Annotated in this window: 27 protein-coding genes; 7 read left to right on the top strand and 20 right to left on the bottom strand. The window is 67.7% G+C overall.

What is annotated here, in order from left to right; translation table 11 throughout:
• Positions 1 to 23: 23 nt before the first annotated feature.
• Positions 24 to 653, bottom strand: coding sequence for a ComF family protein (locus tag ACWEH3_RS04535; protein ID WP_450016859.1), 630 nt, complete (start codon positions 651 to 653; stop codon positions 24 to 26).
• 200 nt (positions 654 to 853) lie between these two features.
• The gene (locus ACWEH3_RS04530; protein ID WP_450016857.1) at positions 854 to 1,801 is read right to left on the bottom strand and encodes a DNA-processing protein DprA; all 948 of its coding nucleotides are present in this window, start codon (positions 1,799 to 1,801) and stop codon (positions 854 to 856) included.
• Positions 1,802 to 2,168: 367 nt separating this feature from the next.
• On the opposite strand from ACWEH3_RS04530, the gene ACWEH3_RS04525 reads away from it, so the two are divergent.
• Positions 2,169 to 3,263 (top strand): threonine aldolase family protein, encoded by a 1,095-nt coding sequence (locus ACWEH3_RS04525; protein WP_450016855.1) that lies wholly within the window; start codon positions 2,169 to 2,171, stop codon positions 3,261 to 3,263.
• Between the two features lie 124 nt (positions 3,264 to 3,387).
• Here the strand turns inward: ACWEH3_RS04525 and ACWEH3_RS04520 are convergent, their stop codons facing one another.
• Entirely contained in the window at positions 3,388 to 3,732 is a 345-nt protein-coding gene (locus ACWEH3_RS04520; protein ID WP_450016854.1) for a hypothetical protein, read from the bottom strand.
• A gap of 105 nt (positions 3,733 to 3,837) precedes the next feature.
• Positions 3,838 to 4,701: an SDR family NAD(P)-dependent oxidoreductase gene (locus ACWEH3_RS04515; protein ID WP_450016852.1), complete on the bottom strand. Its 864-nt coding sequence runs from the start codon at positions 4,699 to 4,701 to the stop codon at positions 3,838 to 3,840.
• An 85-nt stretch (positions 4,702 to 4,786) separates the two neighbouring features.
• Between ACWEH3_RS04515 and ACWEH3_RS04510 the strand changes: the two genes are divergently transcribed.
• The 3 genes from ACWEH3_RS04510 (at position 4,787) to ACWEH3_RS04500 (ending at position 6,868) form a co-directional block, all read left to right on the top strand.
• Positions 4,787 to 5,608: a helix-turn-helix domain-containing protein gene (locus tag ACWEH3_RS04510; protein WP_450016850.1), complete on the top strand. Its 822-nt coding sequence runs from the start codon at positions 4,787 to 4,789 to the stop codon at positions 5,606 to 5,608.
• A gap of 150 nt (positions 5,609 to 5,758) precedes the next feature.
• Positions 5,759 to 6,283: a helix-turn-helix domain-containing protein gene (locus tag ACWEH3_RS04505; RefSeq protein ID WP_450016848.1), complete on the top strand. Its 525-nt coding sequence runs from the start codon at positions 5,759 to 5,761 to the stop codon at positions 6,281 to 6,283.
• 12 nt (positions 6,284 to 6,295) lie between these two features.
• Positions 6,296 to 6,868: a PIN domain-containing protein gene (locus ACWEH3_RS04500; RefSeq protein WP_450016846.1), complete on the top strand. Its 573-nt coding sequence runs from the start codon at positions 6,296 to 6,298 to the stop codon at positions 6,866 to 6,868.
• A 520-nt stretch (positions 6,869 to 7,388) separates the two neighbouring features.
• Here ACWEH3_RS04500 and ACWEH3_RS04495 read toward each other — a convergent pair.
• A complete protein-coding gene (locus ACWEH3_RS04495; RefSeq protein ID WP_450016844.1) occupies positions 7,389 to 7,877 on the bottom strand; it encodes a DNA-directed RNA polymerase subunit beta in 489 nt (162 codons plus the stop codon).
• Positions 7,878 to 8,159: 282 nt separating this feature from the next.
• Between ACWEH3_RS04495 and ACWEH3_RS04490 the strand changes: the two genes are divergently transcribed.
• Together ACWEH3_RS04490 and ACWEH3_RS04485 are read left to right on the top strand one after the other, a co-directional pair.
• Positions 8,160 to 9,086, top strand: a complete 927-nt coding sequence (locus ACWEH3_RS04490) for a helix-turn-helix domain-containing protein (protein WP_397076984.1) — start codon at positions 8,160 to 8,162, stop codon at positions 9,084 to 9,086.
• The gene (locus tag ACWEH3_RS04485; protein WP_397076983.1) at positions 9,083 to 9,289 is read left to right on the top strand and encodes a DUF397 domain-containing protein; all 207 of its coding nucleotides are present in this window, start codon (positions 9,083 to 9,085) and stop codon (positions 9,287 to 9,289) included. Before ACWEH3_RS04490 ends, ACWEH3_RS04485 begins: the two co-directional genes overlap by 4 nt.
• A 146-nt stretch (positions 9,290 to 9,435) precedes the next feature.
• Here ACWEH3_RS04485 and ACWEH3_RS04480 read toward each other — a convergent pair whose 3' ends face one another.
• The 13 genes from ACWEH3_RS04480 to ACWEH3_RS04420 all read right to left on the bottom strand — a co-directional run bounded on the left by ACWEH3_RS04480 (position 9,436) and on the right by ACWEH3_RS04420 (position 23,491).
• On the bottom strand, positions 9,436 to 9,774 hold the full coding sequence (locus ACWEH3_RS04480; RefSeq protein ID WP_450016841.1) for a glycosyltransferase: 339 nt from the start codon (positions 9,772 to 9,774) through the stop codon (positions 9,436 to 9,438).
• A gap of 36 nt (positions 9,775 to 9,810) precedes the next feature.
• Complete coding sequence (locus ACWEH3_RS04475) at positions 9,811 to 10,275, bottom strand: hypothetical protein (RefSeq protein WP_450016839.1); 465 nt, start codon at positions 10,273 to 10,275, stop codon at positions 9,811 to 9,813.
• On the bottom strand, positions 10,272 to 10,580 hold the full coding sequence (locus ACWEH3_RS04470; protein WP_450016934.1) for a hypothetical protein: 309 nt from the start codon (positions 10,578 to 10,580) through the stop codon (positions 10,272 to 10,274). Before ACWEH3_RS04470 ends, ACWEH3_RS04475 begins: the two co-directional genes overlap by 4 nt.
• Positions 10,581 to 10,895: 315 nt before the next feature.
• Positions 10,896 to 11,990 (bottom strand): glycosyltransferase, encoded by a 1,095-nt coding sequence (locus ACWEH3_RS04465; RefSeq protein WP_450016837.1) that lies wholly within the window; start codon positions 11,988 to 11,990, stop codon positions 10,896 to 10,898.
• On the bottom strand, positions 11,987 to 13,354 hold the full coding sequence (locus ACWEH3_RS04460; RefSeq protein ID WP_450016835.1) for a glutamate-1-semialdehyde 2,1-aminomutase: 1,368 nt from the start codon (positions 13,352 to 13,354) through the stop codon (positions 11,987 to 11,989). The genes ACWEH3_RS04465 and ACWEH3_RS04460 overlap by 4 nt, the downstream gene beginning before the upstream one ends.
• A gap of 160 nt (positions 13,355 to 13,514) precedes the next feature.
• Positions 13,515 to 14,879, bottom strand: coding sequence for a GNAT family N-acetyltransferase (locus ACWEH3_RS04455; protein ID WP_450016833.1), 1,365 nt, complete (start codon positions 14,877 to 14,879; stop codon positions 13,515 to 13,517).
• A complete protein-coding gene (locus ACWEH3_RS04450; RefSeq protein ID WP_450016831.1) occupies positions 14,876 to 16,234 on the bottom strand; it encodes a glycosyl hydrolase family 28-related protein in 1,359 nt (452 codons plus the stop codon). Before ACWEH3_RS04450 ends, ACWEH3_RS04455 begins: the two co-directional genes overlap by 4 nt.
• Complete coding sequence (locus ACWEH3_RS04445) at positions 16,231 to 17,496, bottom strand: Wzz/FepE/Etk N-terminal domain-containing protein (protein WP_450016829.1); 1,266 nt, start codon at positions 17,494 to 17,496, stop codon at positions 16,231 to 16,233. Before ACWEH3_RS04445 ends, ACWEH3_RS04450 begins: the two co-directional genes overlap by 4 nt.
• Before the next feature lie 11 nt (positions 17,497 to 17,507).
• Positions 17,508 to 18,773 carry a hypothetical protein gene (locus tag ACWEH3_RS04440; protein WP_450016827.1) on the bottom strand — a complete coding sequence of 422 codons (1,266 nt, stop codon included), beginning with the start codon at positions 18,771 to 18,773 and terminating at the stop codon, positions 17,508 to 17,510.
• 83 nt (positions 18,774 to 18,856) lie between these two features.
• Entirely contained in the window at positions 18,857 to 19,873 is a 1,017-nt protein-coding gene (locus ACWEH3_RS04435) for a CgeB family protein (RefSeq protein ID WP_450016825.1), read from the bottom strand.
• Positions 19,870 to 21,141, bottom strand: a complete 1,272-nt coding sequence (locus ACWEH3_RS04430) for a lipopolysaccharide biosynthesis protein (RefSeq protein ID WP_450016932.1) — start codon at positions 21,139 to 21,141, stop codon at positions 19,870 to 19,872. Before ACWEH3_RS04430 ends, ACWEH3_RS04435 begins: the two co-directional genes overlap by 4 nt.
• Before the next feature lie 146 nt (positions 21,142 to 21,287).
• On the bottom strand, positions 21,288 to 22,418 hold the full coding sequence (locus ACWEH3_RS04425; RefSeq protein ID WP_450016823.1) for a glycosyltransferase family 4 protein: 1,131 nt from the start codon (positions 22,416 to 22,418) through the stop codon (positions 21,288 to 21,290).
• Entirely contained in the window at positions 22,415 to 23,491 is a 1,077-nt protein-coding gene (locus ACWEH3_RS04420; protein WP_450016930.1) for a glycosyltransferase family 4 protein, read from the bottom strand. The genes ACWEH3_RS04425 and ACWEH3_RS04420 overlap by 4 nt, the downstream gene beginning before the upstream one ends.
• A gap of 260 nt (positions 23,492 to 23,751) precedes the next feature.
• Between ACWEH3_RS04420 and ACWEH3_RS04415 the strand changes: the two genes are divergently transcribed.
• Positions 23,752 to 24,570, top strand: a complete 819-nt coding sequence (locus tag ACWEH3_RS04415; protein ID WP_450016821.1) for a glycosyltransferase family 2 protein — start codon at positions 23,752 to 23,754, stop codon at positions 24,568 to 24,570.
• 42 nt (positions 24,571 to 24,612) lie between these two features.
• On the opposite strand, the gene ACWEH3_RS04410 is transcribed toward ACWEH3_RS04415, so the two are convergent.
• Together ACWEH3_RS04410 and ACWEH3_RS04405 are read right to left on the bottom strand one after the other, a co-directional pair.
• A complete protein-coding gene (locus tag ACWEH3_RS04410; protein WP_450016819.1) occupies positions 24,613 to 24,756 on the bottom strand; it encodes a hypothetical protein in 144 nt (47 codons plus the stop codon).
• The gene (locus ACWEH3_RS04405; protein ID WP_450016817.1) at positions 24,753 to 25,937 is read right to left on the bottom strand and encodes a class I SAM-dependent methyltransferase; all 1,185 of its coding nucleotides are present in this window, start codon (positions 25,935 to 25,937) and stop codon (positions 24,753 to 24,755) included. Before ACWEH3_RS04405 ends, ACWEH3_RS04410 begins: the two co-directional genes overlap by 4 nt.
• Positions 25,938 to 25,944 lie beyond the last annotated feature (7 nt).

The raw sequence follows: 25,944 nt of genomic DNA, 5'->3' as shown, positions 1-25,944 counted from the left end.
GGCAATGCAGTTGACTCGGTGAATCATTCGCTCGCCGGAGCCACCACAAACTGGGCGGCCGCCGAACATATATTCCCGTTGATCGGGCAAGCAAGAGGGTCATAGTGATTTCGGAGTGTTTTCAGCAGTTGCGCATGCTCAGACCAGTCCCAGCGCAGCCATCGATCGAAACATAAGGCCGTCACGGTACGCGCGCCCGCATCCTTCACAGCGATCGCGGCCCCTTGCATACTTGCACCAGTTGTCCACGTGTCATCGACGATGAGCACGTTCTTACCTTCCACCACCGAACGATACCTGTCCGGTACGATAAACCGGTCATTCACAAGTGCATGCCGCACGTCAGCGCCAGGCCCGGTATCGAGCAAAAATTTTGTGGGCAGAATCGGCGGCGAAGTCAGCTTCGTCAGTACAGCGTTGGCGAGGGTCGATACAGGATGCTCCCGTCCATTTCGCTGGTGCGAGGGAACGAACGTCAACGAATCCCAGCGCCAGCCGAGGTCCGCAGCAATGCATCTATGATGAAGGGTGACTGCCGCCCTTATCACAAGCTGAAGGTTTTCCCGACACAGGTCGACGCCCTCTTTATACGCACGTACTTCGTGAGCCGACTGATGCTTGCCTCCCGGCAGGTTACCCTGCGCGTACGTCAACAAAATCGTCTTATCGGCAAGAAGACTTCCATACACTGTACGATGTTCTCGGCATGGTCCACAGTAATCGGCATTGGCCGCCGGGCCACGGCACACCCGGCATATTCCAGGTGTCCCCGGCACGTAGGTATTGTGGAAGGTGGTCCCGACACGCTCTTGGACAACCTGTCTCAGCACGTTGGCCGCAGGGCTGATGGATCTCATCGATCGTTGTGCAGCCAGTTTCGGACCAGCGCACGGTGTCCCAGAATCGTATCGATATGCTGCGCTACTTCGTATGGAGAATCGGCAACGTAGACACCCGGTTTTCCACGAAGTTGCCGCGCCCACTCGGTCGATTCGGCAACCGTAGCATTCAGGATCACCGGCCTGCCGTGCGCAACCGCTTCCCGCGCCTGCGTACGAGTTCCACTGTGCTCTCCGGCTTCGACGATCACCGTCGCCACTCCGTAGGCACTCATAATTACATTTCTTGCCAGGAATGAATATCTCGTGGGTGAGTATTCAGGCAGGAAATGCGTCAGCAACATACCCCGCTCCGAGATTTCTCGCTGTAGCTCACGATTGGATCGCGGGTACACATGGTTGAGACCGTTGCCTAGCACGGCGACCGTTCGACCGCCTGAATCGAGCGCTGCTCTGTGCGCCGCCGTATCAATCCCCTCAGCCAGTCCGGCCACGACAGAAATATCGCGCGCAACCAGGCTGCGGGCAACCTCTTCTGCAAAACGGACACCACCATCGGAAGATCGACGAGAGCCTACGACACACACGCCGTCATCGTGGTCGAGCAGCAATCCGTGCGTGAAGACTACGGGCGGCATCTGCCGGACCGTGCGCAGTTGCGGAGGGTAGGAATTATCGCGGAACGTATGGAACTCGAAAGGACCACGCTTCCATACCTCGATGTCACTTCGCGCCGCTTCCAAGAAATCAGGGTTGTCTGATTCACCGAATAGATCTCGGGGATGGATGGCATCCCAGAGCGCCCTCGCCCCGCCATGTTGAATTACTTCCTCGGTCAGGCACGACCAGTCTCCATTCTTTGGCTTCAGCCGCATTAGAGATACGAGCGCGGCGCGTTCACCATCATCCCAAGTCAGGGAGCTGTCGGTTACGCTGTCCGTGGGTGCATGCGGGTTCGTCACTTACCTCCTCCAACCTGCAAGCTATCGAACGCACGTTCGAATAATGTCATCCTAGACCAACAGGCCCATGCCATGGGATCCATAGGGCCTCCCAAGTCATTGCGGGAGCGATGTCCACGCCCGACGTTATACGATCTCGTCGCTCGATGGTCGGTCCCGACGTCTGCCGAGAGTCATGAGCGATGTGACCGCCCATACCACCACGGACGCCCGTCAGCCGTGACCCGATGTCCGGTCGAATCTACCGATCGCGAATAGTTCCCCATGACGCCCGGGCAGGACGCCACCTCGACGTGATCGACCGTCGGGGCGAGGTGGTGGTTCACGACGAGAACGGCGCGTTCCCCGTGTCGACCGAGGAGGACCGGTGAGCGACAGCGCTACCGAGAGCGAGCCGCTACGCGGATTCGCCAGCGACAACAACGCCTCCGTACACCCGGAGATCATGGCGGCGCTGGCCGCCGCCAACAAGGGACATCAGCCGGCCTACGGCGAGGACGTCCACACCGCCCGGCTACGCGAGCTGATCAAAGGGCATTTCGGCGAGCGTGCCGAGGTCTATCCGGTCTTCAACGGCAGCGGCGCGAATGTGGTCGGGTTGCAGGCGATGTGCGACCGGTGGAGCGCCGTGATCTGCCCGGAGTCCGCGCACATCCACCTCGACGAGTGCGGCGCACCCGAGAAGGTGGCCGGGCTGAAAGTGATCCCGGTGCCCACTCCGGACGGCAAGCTGACGACGGAGTTGCTCGACCGGTACGCATGGGGCTTCGGCGATCAGCACCACGCCCAGCCCAAGGTCGTCTCCATCACCCAGAGCACCGAACTCGGCACCCTCTACACGCCCGGTGAGATCGCGGCGATCGGCGGGCTGGCGCGTGAGCGCGGCATGCTGCTGCACGTGGACGGCGCCCGGCTGGCCAATGCGGCCGCCGCGCTCGACCTGCCGCCGCGCGCGTTCACCACTGACGCCGGGGTGGACGTGCTGTCGTTCGGCGGCACCAAGAACGGCCTGATGCTCGGTGAGGCGATCGTGGTGCTCGACCCGGACGCGGTGCGCGGCGTGCAGTACCTGCGCAAGGCCGCGTTGCAGCTGGCCTCCAAGATGCGGTACGTGTCGGCGCAGTTCGTCGCGCTGCTGGAAGGTGACCTGTGGCTACGCAACGCGCGGCACGCCAACGCGATGGCGGCCCGGCTGGCCACGGCCGTCGCCCGGGTGCCGGGTGTCGAGATCGTACGGCCGGTCCAGGCCAACGCCGTCTTCGCCATACTGCCTCGGGAGGTCACCGAGCGGCTGCAGAAACGCTTCCGCTTCCACACCTGGGACGAGCGCACCGGCGAGGTCCGTTGGATGTGCTCGTTCGACACCACCGAGGCCGACGTGGACGCCTTCGCGACGGCGATCGCTCAGGAAATGGCCGCTCAGGACGCGTTCCCGGAAACCGCGGGCAACCGAGCACGATGATGAAACACCGGACGGGACGGCACACGTAGTGTCGTCCCGTCCGGGCATCCGCCAGGAGGTCTCATGCGCATAACGCCATGGGCGAGCATACCGCTGGCACACCGAATTCCGAAACGAAAAAAGCTCAGCCGCGCAGCGTGGTGACCGTGACCAGCGAGGGTTGGATGAATGCCCCGTAGACCTCGATCGACACCCCTCCGGTCGGGGTTTCGGTGGCCCATCGGGCATGCTCGGTGATCCCGTCGCCGAGAAGCGCTTTCGCTCCGGGCGACCATGCGACGGCTACCTGGCTCAGCGCCGGTCCGAGGTTCAGGTTCGCGATCGCCGCGGATTCACCGTTGTCGAAGTAGACCTCCGTGCCACCGGGGAACGGATTCACCGCGACCGCCGAGGCACTCGCCCCGCCGAACGCCGCTGCCGAACCTCCCGCTACGAGCGCGACCAAGACCGTCATGACCCGTCGACGCATCCGAATCCCCTTTTCGTGTAAACGCACTGACCACGCGGCCAGTCATGTCACCCTTGCCGAGCAGGCAGCGTTCGGCAATTCGATGTGAGGCCAATCACATATACCCTATGACGTGCGCACCGCGGCATCGAATGCCCGCACATTGTCCGCAGCCCATTCGGCGAAAGTTCGCGCCCGCCCGAGTATCCGCCGCACGTCGTCGGTGACGATCGCGTTATGTCCCGCACGCACATAGGCTTGCCCCGCAAGCGCACCGTCCGCGAATTCGGCGGACATTCCGGACGCCAGCATGTGCTGCCGCGCCTCGTTTTCCGGAATGTCGGCAACCTCCACCGTGCGGCCGGTCACGGTAGCCAAAGTGGCGGCCAAATCGTGCGTGGTGAGCAATTCGGGCCCGGTGAGGGTGTAGATCCGCCCCGCGTGCTCGGCGGAAACCAGCGCTTCGGCGGCGACACCGGCGACGTCACGGGGATCGATCACACCTTGTGCGGCGAAGCCGGTCATATTCGGCACCGGCTGCCCGGCACGAATCGCGGCGGCCCAGCTCAAGGTGTTGGAGGCAAAAGAGCTGGGGCGCAGAATAGTCCAGTCGACTCCGCTCTCGCGTACGGCTTGCTCGCCGGGCAAATGCCAGGTTCCGACCCGGCCGAGACCGGTATCGCCGGTGCCGATGGCGGAAAGTTTGACGATCCTGGCAACTTTCGCATCCCGCGCGGTGGCGATGAGCGCCCGATCGGCCTCCACATATTCCGGGCCCAGCACGCCGACGACGAACGCGGCCTCCGCACCGGCCATCGCCTTCGCCATGGACGCGAGGTCGGTGTAATCGCCGCGCACCACTTCGACGCCTGCGGGCACCTCCGCCCGGTCCGGGTTCCGGGTGACGGCGCGAACCGATATCCCCCGCTCGCTCAACTGCCGGACGATTTCACTGCCGATGGTGCCGGTCGCACCCGTGATCACGATCATGGGGACCACGGTGCCGGGCGTTCGCGCAGGTCTCTAGGAAATTCCGGCACACCTGGCGTGGCCGCGACTGCCTACAGTGGATCCGGTGATCACCCTGCCGCGCGTCGTGACCGCCGATCTGGTCGAGACGTCCGAGCCCGCACCGGAGTCGCTGCGGCCGTGGCTGGTCGAACTCGGCCGCATCCCCACCGTGCTCGACCTCTCCGAGCCGTTCGCGCACATTCCGCAGACGGCCACCACGATCGTGCTGCGCGCCGAACACGGGGATGCCGGAGCTACCCGCGCCGCGCTCGTCGTCGGCCCGCAGACCAAGGCGAGCTACTCGCGCGCGAGCAAACCCGCGGGCTGTGTGCGCCTTCGACTCGCGCCGGGCGCCGTCCCCGCGCTGCTCGGAGTCCCCGCGGGGGACCTCACCGATCGCGTCGCGCGACTGGACGACCTACCCGGCCCGGTCGCGCACCTCGCCGCCGAGCTGATCGAACTCGAGCACGACGAGGTCGTGCCGTACCTCGAGAACGAACTGCCGCGCCGCATCCCCGACGACCCGGCCCAGCGCGCCCACCGCCGATTGCTCGCCACCGCCGTAGCCACCATCGCCGCCGCCCACCCGCTCCCCGTCCCGGAACTCGCCACACGCCTCTCCGTCAGCGAACGCCAGCTCCGCAACCTCTTCACCACCGGAATCGGCGTCTCCCCGAAACACTTCGCCCGCATCGACCGCGTCCGGCGCGTCTTGTCCCGAGCCGAAGACACACCGTGGGCCGACATCGCGGCAGGAACCGGCTACTACGACCAGTCCCACATGACAGCCGATTTCCGCAGCCTGATGGGCGTGCCGCCGACCTCGTTCCTCCGAGGAGACGTGCCCGCCCCTTCTCCGTGCCGCGCACTCACACGCTTCCGCTGACCGAGGCGACCGAGCACGGCGCAACACGAGCAGTTGCCGAACTGTGTCCACCACCTCTCTCGACATCGCACGGAAGCCGTGCGATGCTTATTCGAAAGATTCGAAACATCTTGCGGAATTTTCGCTTGATGTGCGAATGGAGGCACAGACATGACTACGGCGATCGAAGCGCGGACGTTCGTGCCGGAACACACTGAAACATTGCCTTCGCTGCTAGACTTCCTGATCGCGCACGCCATCTCGCAGGGTCCGGGTCCCTCAGTGCGCTATGCGCTGGTCGGTGCGAGCGAAAGCGATCGGATAGAGCTCCCACCCGAAGTACACGAGGCACTGGTGCAGGTGGTCACGGCGATGCAGGCGGGTAAAGCCGTAACTGTCGCGCCGCGCAGCATGACACTGACCTCGCAGCAAGCAGCCGACCTGCTGGGCGTCAGCCGGCCGACGGTCATCAAGCTGATCGAGCGCGGTGAACTGCCTGCCGAGCGCATCGGTTCCCGTCACCGTCTGCGGCTGGACGACGTACTGGAGTACCAGGAAGCGCGCAAGGTACGGCAGTACGAGGCGATCGCAGCGAGCACCGTCGATATCGACGCCGAGGACGATCCCGACGCGGTGCGAGCGCGGCTGAAGGAGGCACGCCGTGCTGTGGCGGCGCGGCGACGAGCGCAGAGCTGAGAGAATCACCGTGTGTTCGCGGTAGTGCTCGACACCTGTGTGCTCTATCCCAGCTTGCAGCGGGACTTCCTGCTGTCGCTCGCCGTGGAGAGCTTGTACCGGCCGCTATGGTCGGACCGGATCCTCGAAGAGGTCGAGTACACCGAAACCGCCAAACTTGTTGAGCAGGGCGAGGTTCAAGGCGAGGCCGAGCGGCGGGCACGGCGGCTCGTCGAAACGATGCGAGCAGCGTTCGACGATGCCTTGGTGCGGAACTGGGAACCCCATGAGGGAACCTTCGGGCTTCCCGATCCCGACGACGAGCACGTGCTCGCCGCCGCCCTGGTCGGTGGAGCGGGCGCGATCATCACCAGCAATGTGAAGGATTTCCCGGATACGCGGGTGCCCAGGCATATCCAGGTGATCGAACCAGCGCTCTTCGCGGCAAACACAGTCTCGACTGCTCCCGAGACAGCACTTCGCGCATTGACGAGCCTGAGCCGCCGTTACCGCAACCCGCCCCAATCGATCGATGAGCTGCTGAACATTCTCGAGAAACGCTACGACATGACCGAAGCTGTGGAAATGATGCGCTACGTCGGCTGATCTCACCGGCTCGCGCTCACTCGTTGCCGCTAGCAGGGCACGAACGATCGCAATACAAGCGTTCACAAGGGAGGCGGGGCAAGCCGTGTGCGCCGTCCGGGAGGATCTCCACCGCGTCGGGGTAATGGGTGTGCCGCCATTCCCGCGCGAAGGTCATCGCCGCCGTGGCGCATGCGGCGAAATCCATTCGCAGCCCGTGTAGGAATACGCTCACGTGAACGTCGTTCGATGGATTCATGGATGAATCGCCGCACATCACGCAACTGGTCCCGGTGTGGACGTCGCGCACTCGCTCACGACTCCGGCGGCGTTCGTTTCGGTGCGGCGGAAGTATCGGTAGTCCTCGCGGCTGGCTATCACCGCCGCGACGAGCGTCGCGCACGATGAGTAGTCGCATTCGTAGTGCAGTTCCAGCGCCTTTCTGGCATTCGCGGGACTGGATACCGGCCAGTGTGGGTTGTCATGCGCGCGCCGGAACCGCAAATCATCGACGCGGAGGAACCGCCTCGTGCGCAATTCGTCATCCGACATGAGTTGTCCCCGACCTGTGCCGAGTACGCGGCATCTGGTCCGCCCACGCCCGGACGGCTTCGACCACGAACCTGCCTGCGGGGCGGAATGCGTTGCGCGGCGGCACTATCCAGTGCCTGATTGCGCCTACCGCAGCGGTTGGCGAAGGCAGCGCGATCATCGCTCCCGTCCGCGCAACCGACACGTCCAGCCGGAACAGTTCGGCGAACAACCGCACGTCATCGGGCAGATCGGGCTGGATGAGGAAGGTCCAGCGCCCCGAACGCGGATGTCCCACAATCGGTCCCAACGGGACGCTTCTGTTCTGCATGTGCGCCTTCACTGCCTGCCCCAGGCGAATGGGCATCGTCATCGCCCACACCGACCCCGCTCGCATCACGATCCGCCCTAGTTCCGGCGGGTCGACCACAGCGGGCAGACCGCACTCCTGCCGATAGAACAGGCAGCGCGACAACGGCGTATCTCCACGCGTTTCCATCTGTACCCCCTTCTCGCACATCGAAAGACGGTTGACGAGCTCCCGGTTCCACCGACCCGCGAAATGCGGCCAGCCCTGCGAGCACACGCGCAGCACAGCAGTCCCACACCATGCATGGGTGATCCAATGAACGATTCGCGAAAACTGCTTCGTTTTCCCAGGTGACCACCCATACTTGCTGTTCGGTGGCACCCGTGACGCGACAGTAGCGTCATCCACAGCTCGGGGGTGGGGCCACCCACGAATGCAGTGCTTGCCATCTACCAGAAGGGGAACGCAGCAGTGGTCAAGCCGCTCACCAGGGGGAATTCACCGCGCAACACCGTGTCGTCGCCATCCATAGGGCGAACTCCGGGCGTGCCGCATCGGCAGCTGGGCCGCGTCTTACGCGCGATGCGCCTGGAATCCGGCCTGTCGATCCTGATGGCCGCGAAGGCGATCGGTCGTGGCTCCGGGACCTTGCAACGGCTCGAGACGGGCCACGCGAACAAGATCTCCGATTCCGACATCGACAGCTTGTGTCGGCTCTATCGGCAGCCCGAGCGCGCGAGTGAGCTGAAAGCTCTCGCCGCTCAACGTATGGAGCAGAGTTGGTGGGACGAGTACACCGACCAGGTAGCGCCCAGTTTCGGCGTATATCTGGGCTTGGAGTCTGCGGCCGAATCGGTGACCATCTATCGGCCGGACATCGTGTCCGGCTTGTTCCAGACACGCGAGTATGCCGAGGCTTTGGATCGGGTGTACTTCGTAGAAGATTTGCCCGAAGAACGTGAGCGGCGACTGCGCATACGGCGCGAGCGCCAGAACCTCATACTGCGCACAGTCTCCCCCCTCGAGGTCGACCTCGTGATCGACGAAGGAGTGCTTCGGCGAGTGGTCCACGGACCGCGGGTAATGGCGAGACTGTGCCGCCATCTTGCCGATTTGCCGCCGAACGTGTCGGTGAGAGTGCTGCCCGACGCCGCAGGCTACCCAGTGGGTACGACGGCTGGGCCGTTCACGATTCTCGATTTCGGCACCGACAGCGCAGGCAAAGCTCTCGAGCCCCCTGTCGTATATATCGAGAGTTACGCGGGCAGTATTCACCTCGAAAGGCCGGACAGCGTGCGCCGTTATCGCAACGCGTTTCAGAAGATTCAGCGGGTAGCGTTGGATCGCACCGAAAGCAAGCACCTGCTACGGCGGGTGGCAAAGGAGTACGCGCCATGAGCATGGACCTACCCGGGGCTCGCTGGTTCAAAAGCAGCCACAGCGGCGGCAAGGACGACTGCGTCGAGGTCGCGCACCTGGAAGGCGGCATAGTCGGCGTGCGGGACTCCAAGAGTCCGACCGGAGTGGCACTGGTGTTTACACCCGGCGCATGGGACACCTTCACCGCGCACGTGCTCAACGGCGAGTACGACCGGCCGTGATCTGAAGCCCGGTACGGCGACGAGCGACCCGTCGCCACCGGGCTACCTCGTACCCGTCCGCCTCCGTTTGCGACACCACTTCGAGGGTCGAACACAGCCGTGCCTGGGCTGATCTCAGCGGGGTGCCGCCGACTGAGGGTTGATTCTCAACTGATCGCGTCGATCAGCAGTTTTGCAGCCACCGCCGCTCCGTCCGAACGGACCATCCCGCCCACTTCGTTCGCGCGCGCTCGGGTGGTAGACGCCAATGCGATGTCGAGAGCGGCGGACAATGACGCCGCGTTGGGGTCGGCTTCCGCACACGCCGCGCCGATGCCGAGGTCGACCACCCGGCGTGCCCAGTACGGCTGGTCCATCATCTGGGGTACCACCACTTGCGGGACGCCCGCCCGGGCGGCGGCGGTCGTCGTGCCCGCGCCGCCGTGGTGGATGACGGCGGCGACCCGAGCGAACAGCGCCTGGTGGTTGACCTCGTCGATGGCCATGCAGTCGGGCAGATCGTCGATCAGGGCCAGCTCGGCTCAGCCACTGGAAAGGAGGACTCGGCGGTCGTGGGCGCGGATCGCCTCGATTGCCGCCCGGGCGATTCCGCTGCGCATCGGCATACTGCCGAACCCGACATACACCGGGGGTGTGCCCGCGTCCAGGAACGACGACAAGTCGGTGGGCAAGGCGCGTTCGTCGGGGACGATCCAGGCACCCGTCTGCACCACGTTCAGTTCCGGCGACTGCGGCCATGGACCCAGAACGGGGTCCGCGGCCAGCCACGGACTCTCGGTGATGACGTGGTCGCGTACGTCGGTTACCGGCGCTAGCCCGAGCGCCGCCCGGCCCGTATCGAGCGCGTGGCCGAACTGTGCGTTGCAACCGTGGGTGTCGATTTCCCACAGCAGCTGGTTGTCTATCGCCTCCGGTGCGGGTCGATCGCCCGGCAGCGGCATCGGCGGGTGATGTGGCGAGGGCAGACTGGTCGGCTGATAGCTCACATACTGGTAGTGAAGCCGAGCTTCTCGGCGACGGACCGGGCCGCGACCTGGGTCACGCCGGTCGCGACCACAACGTCGCATCCCGCGGCCGCTGTGGCGATCGTGTCGAATTGGATTCTGGGCCAGTCCGTCACATACCGCGATAGCTCGGCCCCCGACGGCCTCCCGGCTCGCGAACCGGCCTTCGGCGGCCCCAGCGGCACTATCGGCACCCCCGAGTCAGCGCAACGCTGGGCGATATCCGGTGGCGCGCACACCCGCACCCGCGCTCCGAATTCCCGCAACCACAGCGCGAGCCCCAACATCGGCTCGCTGTCGCCGCGCGACCCACTCGCCGTCAACAGCACCCGCACGGGTCACCGACGCTCTACGGCTGGATGCACGCTGATGCGCCTGGTCCGAACGAAGTCGACGATGCCGCCCATACCGACCATCATCGACCCGGAACACGTTGCGCCCCTGCGCATCCGTTCCCATCACGGAGAATCTGTGATACGTCATGACAGCCGTTGTTACGACCGGCGCGACGAGGTCATGGAGCAGACGCGCTCGACCATGCGGCCAGGCATGGCACCCTGCGCCGAGCAAATCAGCGTTCGGCACTTCGCTGGGCGGCCGATTCACAGAGCGACGCACGCGGCCATCCGTGCCCGAAACGCGGGGGGTGCGAACGTCTCCGCGTGGGCGCGGACGATGCGCGGGTCGTAGTGAGTGGCGTCGAAGTCGGCCATCGCCGCGGCCAGGCGGGCGACGACGTCCGGATCGGCCCCCGGAGCAATGTGTTCGCCGGTCGTGCCCGGTCGTACCGTGTCGAGCGCGCCGCCCGCGCCGATGGCGATCACCGGGGTACCGCAGGCCATCGCTTCGACCGGGACGATGCCGAAATCTTCCACGCCGGGCATGAGCAGGGCGCGGCAGCGTTGGTACATATCCCGCAGGACGTCGGTAGAGGTGGCGCCCAGAAAAGTTGTCTCGGGTCCGGCGAGGGCTTCGAGCTGAGGCCGGAAGCGACCGGCGCCCAGCACGACCAGCCGTACGCCGGCGAGTTGCGCGGCTCGTATCGCGAGATCGGCGCGTTTGTAGGGAACGAGGCGACCGGCGCAGAGAAAGAAGTCCTCCCGGGCACGTGTGGGATCGTGGGTGAAACGGTCGACATCGACGGGGGGATTGATCACGGTGGCGGTCAGGCCCCACCAGTCGCGGATCCGGTCGGCGACGGCGGTCGAGTTGGCGATCACCTGGGTCAGGCGCGGCGCGGCTCGCAGTTCGGTGCGGCGGGCCAGTGCGCCCAGGGCACCGAGGGCGAACTGACCGGCCCGTCCGCCTGCTTCGCGGATGCGAAACTCTCGATCCCAGGCCCATCGCGCGGGGCTGTGCACATAGGCGATCACGGGCGCGTCGGTGGCCAATGCGGCCTGAGTGGCGAACGAGTGGTGGCTGACGACCACGGCGTCATAGCCCCGCAAAGGCATACGACGTAGGGAGCGGGGAACGAACGGCAGCAGAGGGGCGTGCCGACCGCGGGTCACCGTGTGGGCACGGGAGAGCCAGGTGTCGTGGACATGCCGGACGGGCGGGCGGATTCCGTCCGCCGTGACGATCGGGGCGTAGACGTCCGCGCCGGGCCAGGTGCGGGCGAACTCGCCCACGACGGCTTCGGATCCGCCGAATTCGGTGAACCGTTCGTGGACGATGGCGATGCGGGGTGTGGTCATCGAGATGTGCTCGTTTCGATCTGCCGCGGCGCGGCGGTGCGGCGAATCGCGGGAGCGACCGATCGTCCGCGCAGCAGTCCATCGACGGTGCCGCGTTCGAGGGCGGTCCGGTACACCTGGGCCGCGGCCGCGCAAGCCGACAGGGTGGCGGCGATCGCGTCGTGGTCGTGTGCCGCCGAGGTGACGAAGGATTGCCCGAGTACTCCGCGTTGAAGCAGTTCTTGCAGGAACAATGTGCGGAATGCCTGGCACGGGTTCCCGTGGGAATCGAGGGTTTCGAAGATCAGGCAGGAGGAGCGACCGCGGACCCGGAGGTGGTCGCCGATCCCGAGTTCGGTGGCCAGCGCGGTGAACCCGGTCGCAAGTGCGGCGCCGGCCGCTTCCATTCGGGCGATCGGATCGCCGGTCCGGTAGGCCGCGGCGACCGCGCGGAAGGCCGCCAGCCCGCTGGTTTCCGGTCCGTGCGTGGTGGACAGCAGAAACACGCGGTCGGCGTCGGTGCGCAGGCCACCCCGTTCCAGGTACTCGCGCCGTCCGGCGAGCGCCGATATGGGGAATCCGTTACCCATGGCCTTCCCCCAGCAGGACAGGTCGGGAGTTACGCCGTAGACGGACTGCGCGCCGCCTGCGGCCCAGCGAAATCCGGTGATCATCTCGTCGAACACCAGCAGGGTGCCGTGCCGATCGCACAGGGCGCGCACGGCTTGGAGATAGCCGGGCTCGGGTTCCGCGGTGGCGGTGGCCGCCTCCATGACGACCGCGGCCACGGTGTCGCCCGCCAGGACCGCGGCGAGGGCGTCGGCGTCGTTGTAGGGAAACCGGACGGTTTCGGCGGCGACCTGAGCGGGGATGCCCGCCGACATCGGTGTCGTCGCGATGAACCAGTCGTCGACCGAGAAGAACGGCTGCTCGCAGACGGCGATCCGCTGGCGACCGGACACGGCCCTGGCCAGCCGGACGGCGGCGGTGGTGGCATCGGAGCCGTTCTTGGCGAACTTGACCATGTCCGCACCGGGAACCAGGTCCAGGAAGTCCTCGGCCGCGAGCAGTTCCAGCTCGGTCGGCCTGCTGAAGTTCACTCCGTCGGCGATCGTGGTCGTCACGGCGTCGAGAACCGGCGCGAAGGCATGGCCGAGGGTGACCGAACGCAGTCCCATCCCGTATTCGACGTACTGGTTGCCGTCGGCATCCCAGACTCGGCATCCGTTGCCGCGCACCAAAATCGGCGCCATCTGCTCGGGGTATTGATCGGCTCCGCGGGCGTAGGTGTGAGCGCCGCCCGGCACCAGCTCGTGCAGCCGACGCTGCAGCGCATTGCTGCGGGCGAACCCGTGGTGCGGTGGGAGGCCGGGGTGCAGAGTCATCTGGTGCTCCGTATGCGGTGCGGGCAGGGTACCGGCGGAAGCCGTACGGCAGAGCGGTGCCGGTGAAGTGTCGGACAGGAATACGCTCCGGCGTCGAGGAGGTCGCGGGACCGGCCGGAGGTGTTGTGGTCGTGCGCCGGGGCGCGCCCGGTCGCCGAACTCACGGGACCGGCTCCCCACGCACCGGCGCGTCATCCGTGGCAGCCGTGCGGGCCGGATGACTGTACGCCCAGAGGTCGTGATCGCCGCGGGGTCCGAAGACATCGAGGTGCCCGCGCATCCGCCCCTCCTCGGCGAACCCGGCCGCGGCGACCGCAGCCGCTGCGGCGACGTCGGATACCGGTATCGCGATGGCGACGCGGAGAATCTCGAGCCGTTCGGTCGCATGGCGCACCAGCAGGCGGAGCACCCTCGCGCGGGTTTCCGGGCGAGCCGACGCGTCGGTCCAGACGCTGAGCCGGATGTTGCGATCGAACATGTCCAGCCCGTGCAGCCGGGCTTCGCCGACGAAGCGGCCGTCGTCGAGGATCGTCAGCGTCAGCCCTGGCCCGGAACGCAGTCCTGCCCTGGCTTCGGCGAGTTCGGCCAGCCAGTAGCGCAGGGAATGTCGGCGCAGCCACGCGGCCGGTGACATGTGCGGATCATGTGCCAGCGTCGCCCGGTTGCGGATACGGGCCGCGCGGCGCTGCCGGAAGTCGGAGACACGGCGTGACCGCACCAGCACCCCGCCGCGCTCATCGGAGTCGGAGAGGGCGACGGCGGCGCTGCCCCGCAACCACCTGAACACCCGGCGCAATCGGGAAAGCTGGTACCGCAGACGCGCGGCTGCGATGCTCACGCGGGGCGGCCCGTGCGGGACAGCGGGGGCGGCGGGCAGTTGCGTCGTCATCGGGTGGAGTCGCTGCCGGGCCAGGTAGACGGCGGTGAACCCGAGGTCGGGCCGATCGGGGCGGGTCACCGCCCACAGCTCGTGGTCGCGGCGTGCGCCACCGGCATCGAAATAGGCGGTCATCCGGGCTTCGTACCGCAGGCCCGCCGTGGCTGCGGCCTTGGCCGCGGCGACGTTGCCGGGTGCGATCGGCGCGGTGATTCGCATGAGGCCGAGATTGTCGAAACCGAAGTCCGTCATCATGGTCAGGGCGAGAGCGCCGATACCGCCGCGCGCGACGGCGGAACTGATCCAGATGCCGAGTTCGGCGCTGCCCGCCGCCGCGTCGATCGAGGCCAGTTCGACCTGTCCGGCGAACCGACCGGCCACCTCGATGACCATGCTCACCCGCCGCACGGCGCGTGCCTCGGCCCAGTTGTCGAGGCATTCCCGCACCCAGTGGCGGGCGGTGTGGCGGTCGGGCCAGTCCTGCTCCGAGCTGACCCAGTAGGGCTCCATGATCGCGCGATCACGGAGCCGGATCCGCCGCCACTCGGCGAAGTCGGCGAAGCGCGGCGGCCGCAACCGCACCCCCGTTCCGAGGGGACCGGTGATGGTCTGCTGCGCTTCGATACGGCGGTACTGTCGTCGGGTCATCCGCCGGGACGCTTCCTGCCGAGCGCGACCGTGCCGAGCTTTCCGTCGTCGGAGACCGTGAGCCGCCAGTAGCCGCCGTCGGGCGCCTTGAGCACTGGACCGTTGTCGGCGCGCTCGCAGACCCAGGTTCCATCGGCGGTCACCGCGGCGCGGACGGCGCCGTCGCTGCTCTGTGCCTGGAACACGTCCGCGCCGTGCGGGCTCGCTTGGGACACCACGGTGCCGGTGAAGCGCGGAGTGCGCATGCCCTTGCGGCCGATGACGTTCCAGCCGGCCGGAAACGTCTCGACGGGAATGTCGTCGGTGATCCCCGAGATCAATCCGACCGCGGTGCCTTCCGGACAGCCGACCGGATCCACGCGCACTGGGATGCCCGGCGGCTGCGACTCCGCGTCGAAGATCACGTTCGCCAGATACGGCTGTCGGCAGTAATTCAGTTCGATCCCGACCGAACGGGCCGCGACCTTCGCGTTGACCATGCCGAACTGCGCTGGCCCGCCGCGCCCGTTCTCGCCGACCGACACGGCGACCTCGGCTCCTTCGAACCACACGTTGGTCAGCCACCAGTCGTTGGCGGCGCCGTCGACCCGCAGGTGCCGGTCGGTGGTGAGCGGGTTCTGGTCGGAGACGAATTCGACGTTGGTGAGTGCCAGCCCGGCGTTGTGGTCGTTGCCGGTGCCGAGGACGCCGGTGTGATTACTGGTGAACTTCGAGGAGGTGACGTAGTTCTGGATACAGGATGTGGTCAGTCCGATCCCGAAATTGTTGATGTCGCAGTTGATGAAGGCGGTGCCGCCGGTGTTGTCGCGCAACACGACGCCGCGCTGGGTCAGGTACCGCGGATGGTTGTCGCTGAGGTGGTTGCCGCGCAGTACCACCGCGTCGAAGGAGCAGCGGAAGCATTCCGACAGGTCGACCGCCGTCGAGCCGGGACCTGTGGTGTAGATGCCCAGCCTGGCGAAACGGACCCGGCTGCGTTTGCGCAGCCGCACCAGCGTGCCCTCGCCCGCGTAGACGATCGTGGTGACGTCGGCGCCGTCACCGAGAATCGTGGCGTAGTCCGGCAGATCGGGCATCGACTCGACCCGGTAGTGCCCGGCGGGCAGGTAGAGCACCAGCGGCCCGTCCGGGTTCTTGGCCACGGCTGCGGCCAAAGCCTTGGTGTCGTCGGCGATACCGTCTCCGACGGCTCCGAAGTCCCGGACGTTACGTGCCGCGGGCGCATCGGTGGTGGGCGACCGGAACTGCGGGTCGTCCGGCTCGGCTGTGGTGCAAGCGGCGGTGATCGGAAGTACTGCTGCCGCACCCAAAGTCGCGGCGAGCAAGCGGCGCCGCCGGAGAATGTCGTCGCTCATACCCTCAACCATCCCACCAGTCGATCCGCCGCCGATCCGGGCGCGTGGTAGCCGACCACGCCGGTCGGCCCGGCCGTGCCGAACGCGGTCAGGGCGGTACGCAGCTGCGGTTCGGTGAGGCTGCCGAGATCGGCGACGCCGAGGACGGCATCGGACAACGGCGCCACGGCGACCGCGTCGGCGGCACAACTGACCGGTGCGGTCTCGATGACCACGCGGTAATAGCGCTCACGCAGATCGGCGATGAGATGGGCGAAGTGCTCCGAGGCGATCAGGTCGGACGTGTCCGGCTCGATGTGCCCGATCGGCAGCACCGCGACCCCGGTGCCGCCCCAGTCCTCGGTGATCGCCCGGTCCAGCGGTACACCGCCGCGCAACAGCGTCGTGAGGCCCGGACCGGGCACCGTGCCGGAGCTTCCGTCGCCGGAGGTGTCGGCGTCGACGAGGATCACCGGATGACCGGCATCAGCGAAGGCCAGCGCCAGGGTGTGCGCCACCTTCGATTGTGATCGGCCGGTGACGCTGGTGCATTCGATGGTCTGGGCACCCCGCAGGTGATTGCGCAGTCGCCGGGCCGCCTCGGAGGCGGATTTTCCGTGGTCGAAGGCGGCGACCACCGGGACCGGCGCGACCTCGGCGAGGTCGCTACTCGTGCGAATACGCCGGTCGGTGCGTTCACGCAGGAACGCGGCCGCGAAACCGAGCAACAGTCCACCGAACAGGCCGATGGCGACGAACCGGCTCGTGCCGGGGCCTGACGGAGCGGCCGGTAGTCGGGCACGGTCGACGACCGAGACGCGGGCGGCGGGAGCAGCGCCTGTTTCGATGGACTCGAGACTGTCCACCAGAGCACGGAACTGGGCGACCGTGGCGTCGGTGAGATCACGCGCCCGCTGCGCGGTGGGCGCGGAGACCGCGATCTCCAGGATCGTGGTGGCGGGCGGCGACGAGGCGGTGATCCGCCCGCGGAACTCATCCGGCGATTCCGTCAGCCCTTGGTCGTGGACGACCCGCTCCGCGACCGCGGCGCTGGTGGCCAGTTCGAGATAGGACCGCACGCGCTGCTGGGCCGCCAGGCCGCCCTGGTAGGAGTCGTTGACCGAGGTGCCGGTGGCCATCGAGACGTACATCGTGCTGCTGGCCACGTACGTCACGGCGCGGGACGAGGCGTACCAGGCGCCGGCCACCGTGACGGTCAGTGCGATGGCGGCGATCAGCACCCACCGCCGCCGGACGATATGCCAGATATCGATCAAACCCATGAACTGCGACCTCATGTCTTCGTAACTGCTGAAGCGTGCGCCGGTGACGGGAGCGGCGTCGGGCGGCGGCGAAATTCCGTGACGATCAGATGGACGAACCAGGCGAGCACGGCCGACTGGGCAAACTTGCCGAGATTTTCGAAACTGCCGAGGATCCCGCGTTCGAACAGGGTGGAGGCGCCGGTGATCGCGAGCCCCAGCACGAGGACCGGGAAGAACCGCGAATACAGTGAGCGCTCCCACGCGAGCAGCAGCGCGAAGGTGAACACGACGGCGACGAACACGCCTGCCTCGCCGCCGAGCAGATAGCCTTCGTTCACGTTGCCCTCCGCGAGGGACACCGACACGGTGCTCATGTCCACCGACGCGCCACGCACGTCGTGCGCCCAGGCCGTACCGGATTGGAGCTTCTCGATACCGAGTACCTGCGCCGGGATCAGGCTCAGGCTCGCGTGGTGGAGAACCTCGCCGGGCGACAGCCAGCCCCCTGGACCGACGAAGTAGGCGTCGGTGGCGGCTTCGAGCAGGTCGAAGCGCCGCAGGATACTCAGGAACGGCCGGACGTTCTCCGGGTAGCGGGAGTCGACGACGGTGGCGTCGAGCGCGGCCGTGCCGGAGTTCTTGAACGACTGCAGCCAGCCGAATCCGGCGACGCCGAGCACGCCGATCAGCGCCACGCCGATCGTGGTGCGCCGGTTCCAGCCGACCATCGAAAACCGCACGGCCAGCGCGAGTGCGGCGGCGAGGATCGGTGTCTTGGACTGCACGGCCGACGACCAGTACAGCTCGCCCGCGAACAGCGCGCCGAGCACCAGCGCCGTGGCCTGTGGCCGTGCGGGCCGGAGGAAGACGATCATCCCGAGCGCCGCGATCCCGGCGAACGTGGCGACGAAGCTGAGCAAGGGGTTGCCGCTGCTGACCTCACCGGCCGCACCCAGCGATCCGGTGGCCACCGATGCCGCCCGACCCAACAGTCCGAGCGCATAGAGCACGATCAGCGTCGGGATCACGTCAGGGTTTTCGACCGCCGCCGGGACGGCGCTCGGGGGGTGCCGCCGCCGCCAGAGCGCGTAACCGATGACCAGTAGCGCGTAACACCACAAGCCGAACACCACGTGGTCGAGCACCAGACCGATCCCGCGGTCGTATCCCAGTCCGGCCAGCCGGGGGTCGGAGACATTGTCGCCGTAGTGCGGGTCGGGCCGCACCGCGAGCAGCACCAGCGGCCGCGCCACGTAGGACAGCGACCAGAACAGGGCCTGCGCGATGAAGAACACGCGGGCGATGCCGGGAACCCACAGCGCGGCCGTCGCGACCGTGACCAGTGCGGCCGCGACGGCGGCTATTTCGGTGTAGGCGTTCAGTTCCCGACCTCCGCGGCGAGGCCGACGATCTGCCGGGCACGATCCACGTAACGATGCCCCGCGGCGGTGATCCGCCGGTGCCCGGCCGCCGCGACCTCGGCCGCCCGCTCCGGGTGGGCGGCCACCCAATCGAGAATCGAGACCAGTTCGTCGGTGCCGTCGAACAGGAAGCACTCGACGGTGTCGCGCAACAGCTCGGCATGTTCGCCGGTGCGTTCACCGACGAACAATCCACCGGCCGCGGGCACCTCGAAGGTACGGCAGGTGTGGGTGTCGCGGTTGCCGGAGTTGAGCAGCACCAGATTGGCTGTCACCTCGGCGACCGCCGCGGAGTATTCCGGACCGTACACCGCGCCGCCGACGACGGCGCGAGTGGCGCGCAACTCAGGAACGCGGCGCCAGCCGGGGCCGCGGACCAGCAGGCGCGGTCCGTAACGGCGTGCCAGCGAGACCAGTTCGGCGCGTCGTTCGGGTCGGCACACTCCGATGAAACCGACCAGATGATCACCCGTGCCTCGGCGCGCCGCCGGATGATGCCAGGCCGGGTCGTAAGCGCTGAGCACGAAGCCCGCGGCACGGACGCCACGCGCCAGCAACTCCGGCACGTTGTGCTGTTTGGTGGTGACGATGAGGTCCCAGCCGGGTTCGGCGGCCAGGTAGGCATCGGTCAGGTTCTCGGGATTGGACACGTCGTCGGGGCTGTAGTGCACATGCAATGCGGCGGGGATGTCGAGCAGTCGCTGCTGGTCCAGATGGATCCCCTTGAACACGAACAGCATTTCGGGCCGGAATGTGGCAGCGTTTCGTTCGATCCGGGCGTGTACCCGTTCGACCGTGCGCCGGTCGCGTCGACCGGTCGCCTTCGCGTACACCCACGGCGGCGACAGCCTGGCCGGAAGGGTCACCGGTGTGGAGTCGACCACGAGCACGTCGTGGCCGGCCTGACGAAAGCCGTCGGCCAGCGAACGCGCGTTGCTGCCGAGCCAGTCGTCGCCGACGAACAGGATTCTCATGGTCGGATTTCCTTCCGGGGCACGATCGGCAGGGGCACGGTGTCGGCTTCGGCCCGGTCGCGGCGCGTCAGGAAGCGCACCCGCAGCAGATGCCAGCTGGCGACGGTGATTTCGGCCACCAGCAGGCCGTAGACCAGGGTGTGCACCGAGCGGGTCCGCACGGTGAGCACGAGTGCGCCTGCGGCGACCAGAGTCCCCAGCAGCGCGCCGATCAGGACGCCGGTGGTGTCCTGGCGCACCGGCAGGATGGCCGTGGTGATGAAGGAGGTGACCGTCGTGGCGGGCAGGATCAGCACCTCGATCCGCAACAGGCCGGTGGACGCGGCGAACTCGGTACCGAAGACCAGCCGGATGAGCAGTGGCGCGGCCAGCCAGATGCCGACCGAAGCGAGCGCGGCGACGGCGACCGTCACGGCCAGCGCCTGGAGACTGTGCCGCCAGAACCCGCGATCGTCGCCGCGCCGGGCCATCCGTGGCAGCAGCGCGAAGCCGATGGCGTCGAGCAGTGATTGGACCGCGCGCACGAGGCGGTCGCCCGCCGAGTACAGCCCCAGCGAGACGGCGTCGAGCACGGTCGAGTACAGCGTCGCCGCGCCCTGACCGTAGCCGGTGACCAGCAATCGGGAGACGAACACCGGCACGCTGCGGCGCAGCACGACCCCGTAGTAGCGAGGACGGGTCGGCGACCCGTACCGGCGCCAGGCGTCCCACCATGTCAACGCCACCGTCGGCACGGAGGACAGCAGTAAGCACAGCAGGGCGATGTGCGAGTTCGGCACCTGGGGAAGCAAACCGACCAGCAGCCCGAGATAGCACAGCCGGCCGATGGTCTGATACGCGGTGGAGGTGCCGAATCGTCCCTCACCGATCAGCAGCCAGTCCTCCGACAGGGACCAGAAGCCACCGACGAACAGCCCGAGCAGCACCATCTGCGCTGCTTCCGGCACGCGCACGGCGGAGGCTACGGCGAGCGCGACACCGAACAGCGTCGCCGTGGTGAGCCGGATGGCCAGATAGTCGCCGCGCAGCTGGTTGATCTCCCGCAAGCGGGTGTCCTTGCGCGCGTTGATCTCCGGCACGCGGGCGGACAGGAACTGCGTGACTCCCAGATCCACGACGAGCGAGCCGATGAAGTAGGCCGACATGCCGATGGCGAGCAGGCCGAGGCCGTTGGCGCCGAGCACCCGGGCGATCAACGGCACGGTCACGACCGTGACGATGTACTGACCGTATCTGCCGAAACTCACCAAGGCGATGTCGCCGAGCACCTCGAACCGGCTCGGCTTGCTGTGCGCGCCACCACCTCCTGGCCCGCGCGCCCCGTCGGCGCGCCGGTGCACCCCGCTGGGGCGCGGGGGCAGTTCGACCCGGGGGAAGACGTCGGTGGTGAGCGTGGCCAGGTAATCGGGTTCGGTCACGGCGGCGCCACCTCGTCGAGAAAACGGGTGACCACATGTGCCGTGGCGCGGATGTCGAAGTCGCGCGCGCGGTCGGCGCCCGCGGCGGCGATCCGGGCGCGTGCGGCTGGATCGCCGAGCAGTTCGGTGAGAGCCGTGGTGAGGGCGGCTTCGTCACCGGCAGGCACCAATCGGCCGGTACGCCCGTCGTCGATGATCTCGGCCGGGCCGCCGGGCACCGTCGCGATCACCGCGCAGCCCGCGGCCATACCTTCCACGACCACCTGCCCGAACGGCTCGGGCAGTACCGAGCAGTGCACGAGCACGTCGGCCTCGGCGAGGTACCGGTCGGGGTCGTCGACGTGACCGGTGAAGGTCACGGCCAGACCGAGTTCGTCGGCGAGTCGTTCCAGGTACTGCCGGAACGGCTGTTCATCGAAGAACGTCCCGCCGACGAGGTACACCGCGGACGGCCGGGTCGGTACCGCCGCCAGGGCTCGCAGGAAGACGTCCTGACCCTTCCAAGGGCTCAGCCGTCCCACGACGACCACGACCGCCTCGGCGGCCGCGCGGCCGCGCGGCGACGGCGGTGCGGCAGGCAGGGCGACGCCCGGATAGGCGACGGCCGCCGGGACACGCGCGGGCAGCGTGGCACGGGTGCCGTGACTATTGGCGAGCACTCCCCGGCAGACCAGGGCGGCCAGCAGCCGGATCGTGGTGGCCGGGAGCAAGCCGAAGTAGTCCCGGGACACCCGGTCGTGGACCTGCCAGACGAGCGGCACTCGCGCGCGGCGGGCCGCGACCGCCCCCAGCACGAGCGCTTTGCTGCTCTCCGCGACCAATACCCGAGCGCGCAGCTCGCGGACCGCTCCGCCGACCGTCCAGCCCAGCCGCAGCAGCGCGAGAAACCCGGTGATCAGCCGCAACGGGCCGGATCCTGTGGTCATCGCCCGGCTGTCGAATCGGCCTGTCACGACACGAGTCTCGATCCCCGCCTCGCGGGCGCGGGCCAGCACCGGGCCGTCCTCGGTGCACACCAGCGCCACTTCGGTGCCCTGCGTCCGCAGCGCGCGCAACAGCCGCAGGGTGGCCAATTCGGCCCCGGAGGGCGCGGCGGTGTGGCCGAGGAAGACGGCGGGTCCGCTCATGCGAGCTCCCGGTACAGCGCCGCATGCCGCCGGGCGGCGGCATCCCAGCTGAAAGTCTCCGCGTGGGCGCGGCATTGCGCCGGTGTGGGCCGACCGCCCGCGATCGCCGCGCTGATCCGAGCCGCGAGCGCGGTGGGGTCGCCGGGCGGCACGATCAGCGACGGATCCAGGCCCTGCACGGCGTCGGGCAAACCACCGCACCGGGTGACCACCGGCGCCCGTCCCGCGGCGAGCGACTCGAGGGCGATCAGGCCGAATCCCTCCAGGGCTATGGTCGGCACCACCGTGAGTGCGGCGGAGATGTAGCGGGCGGCCAGCTCATGGTCGGGAATCCGGCCGGTGAACTCGACGCTGCCGTCGAGCCCACCCTCGGTGGCTCCGCGCCGGAGATCCGCCTCGGCGCTGCCGGCTCCGACGATGACCAGACGAGCCTCCGGGTGTTCGGCGAGCACCGCGGGCCAGGCGCGCAGCAACACATCGATCCCCATCCGGCGCTCCAGCCGACGCACACAGAGCACGACCGGCGCAGACGCGGGGACCGGGGCGGGGCGGAACCGTGTGAGATCGACCCCGGGCGCGATCACCTCGATACGATCGGGCGCGATGCGGTAATCGTCGCACAGCACGTTGCGGAAGTGTTCCGAGAGCACAACGAAACGATCCGCGCAAACGTATCGCATACGTTCGATGTGGTATTTGGCGAAGGCTGCGACGGGATGCTGTCCGTGCATTCGACTTTCCGCTGCCCACGGGCCGTGGAAATGCACGACGAGTGGTAGCCGGCGACCACGCCGGTCCCGGGCGGCCGGGCCGTAGAGGCAGAAGTGGCGATCCACGACCGTGCCGGGGTCCAATGCGTCGCGAGCGCAGAACGCGGTGCGGGCGCGGCGCAGGGTCGACCCGCCGACCGGCCCCCAGGATCGGGCTCCGGCATGCGTCCGGTCGGGCAGGCCGAATGCCGCGGCCGACATCGAAATCCCTGGGACATCCGATAAAGCGCCGTGCAAGTCCGTGAAATATCGGCCCAGGCCGCCGGGCGCGGCGCCGAACCATTCCGATCCGGTCATGTGCACCTTCACCGCGCCGGACGCACTCGTCATGACCCGATCCCTTCGTCCCGTTCGCCGCACCGTGAAGTCGTCTGCCGAACTCGTTCACGGCCGGAAAGTATAAGGCTGCACACCGGATTCATCCTGGTCGTGCAGAGGTGCGGTAACCGATATCCAGCACTGGGAATTCCGAACGCAGATGCCAACTCGCGGTGAAATGTGGCATAGTTTCGGCAATTACGAGGCAATGTCCGATCGCGATTCTGACAAAGGGGCGGCTTGGGATGCGGAAACTGTCGGTGTGCGTGCCGGCCTACAACGCGGAACGAACTCTTTCCGCGACCCTGGACTCGGTGCTGGCCCAAGATCTCGATTTCGAAGTCGTGATCCTCGACAACGCGAGCACCGACCGCACCGGTGACATCGCGCGGGCGCGGCGCGATCCGCGCGTGCGTGTGCTGCGCAACGATCGGGTACTGCCGATCGGCGCCAATTGGGACCGGGCGATCCGGGAATCCACCGGGGACCTCGTGAAGGTGGTCTGCGCCGACGACATCCTGCGCCCCGGCGCCCTCACCGCGCAGTCGGCGGAGTTCGACGACGACGCGATCGCGTTGTGCGCGGGCAGGTTCGACGTGATCGACGAGGCCGGCGACATGCTCGAGACGGGGCTGGGGCTGCCGCAGCTGGTCGGTAGGCACGGCAGCCGCCATCTGGCCCGGATGATCGTGCGTCGCGGACCGGCCGACTTCGGCCCCACGGCGGCCGCCATGTTCCGGCGTACCGACTACGACGCCGTCGGCGGACTGCGCGGCGACCTGGTGTTTCCGATGGATGTGGACCTGTTCGCCCGCGTCGGCAGCCGCGGCGCTTTCGTCGGGCTCGGCGACATCGTCGCCGCGTGGCGGAACTCCTCGTTCAACCTGTGCAGTCGCACCTCGACCCGTAGCAAGCTCACCGAGCAGCTGCGATTCCATCATCGCCTGGGCACCGATCACCCGGATCTCGTGCGTCCGGCCGACGTGCTGGCCGGTGATCTGCGCCTGGTCCGGGCGTTGGGTACGCGGCTGCGGGTGCGCGCGCGGGCCACGGTCGGCCGCTGAGCACGATCGCGGTTGCTTCTGTCGGGTAGCGTCCACCGTCGATCACACCGTCGAGTTCGCGCCGTAGACAGCGGCGGTGCCGCCGCACACCGGCAGGACAGCCACGATCATCAGCGCCGTGGCCGGTGCGACCGAGTAAGCCGGCCAGTGCAGCCGGTGTCGGCGCATCCGAGGGGTGGTGTTCATCGGTACGGCTGTCCTTCGCTCGTGAACTGCTGGCCGGGGGGTGTGGCTGTCGGGATGGGGTCGAAGGATGGGGTTCCGTCGTCCACACCTCCTTTTCTGGGTCCGCGGGGATCGTCGAGGAACCAGCGCCCGTCGAGTTCCGGAAGTCCGGACGACACTTCACCGAGCAGGTCGGGCAGCGTCAACAGCACCCGGTCGGGTGCTGCCGCGATCAGCTCCCGTGGGCTGATGATCGGGATGTCGGTGCCGGGCATTCGGCATCCTTGCTTGGCGGGCGCGACGTCGGCGACGCCGGCGACGAGCCCCTGGTGCGCATCAGCCAGCGACAGCAGGGCAACCGCCCGGGACGCGGCCCCGTAGGCGTAGACCCGCTGCCCGGCTGCGGCCGCATCGACCAGCCAGTTCCGCAGCGCGCGGACGTGATCGTCCACGATCCGCTGTAGCCGGCGCAGCGATTCCGAGGTGATGAGCTCTCGTTCGCGGGACAGGATCTCGCGCACGGTGTGGTCGGGCGTGGCGGGGCCGCGCCGAGCTGCCACCAGCACCGTCCCGCCGTAGAGATCGAACTCCCACGCGGTGGTCACGCCCATGCCCGCGTCGGTGAGCGCCAGGCTCAGCGCATGCAGGGAGTAGTACGCGAAATGCCCGTGGCGCAACGCGTTCCACTGCCGCTGTGCCACGATGGCGGCGAGCGAGTGGTACTGCAACAGCAACAACCCGTCCTGGGCGACGGCCGCGGCGCGGGCGGCGAAGGCGGCCCGCTGGTCGGGTTCGTGCATGATGCCGAAACAGTCCAGAACCAGGTCCGCCCGTGCCGCGTCGGCTTCCGCGCAACCACGCTCGGCCAGCAGCGGCAGCCACGAACCGCCGTGCGGACTGCCGAATTCGATGACCGTGTTGCCGCGCAGCAGGCCGGCCGCGTCGACCCGCGCGATCGCGGCAGCGGCCTGATCACGGAGGGCCTGCGGCTCCACTCCACGGGGTTCGGACGCCACGGTGTCGTCTTCGGCGAGCTGTGCCAGCTCGCATCGCGCACACCGCACCATCCGCAGGGGATGCCTGGTCTCCGCCGGCGTCACCGGCCGTGCCGCTGGCGGGAAATCATCAGCTGCTGGCACCGTCCCGAGGTCCAGGACGGTGTGCAGAACGGCGCCGGAGCAGGCGCGGCAGCGGCCGGTCATGACACGA

Source organism: Nocardia sp. NPDC004718 (assembly GCF_053601535.1).
This window is presented reverse-complemented; position numbering and strand designations above follow the sequence as displayed.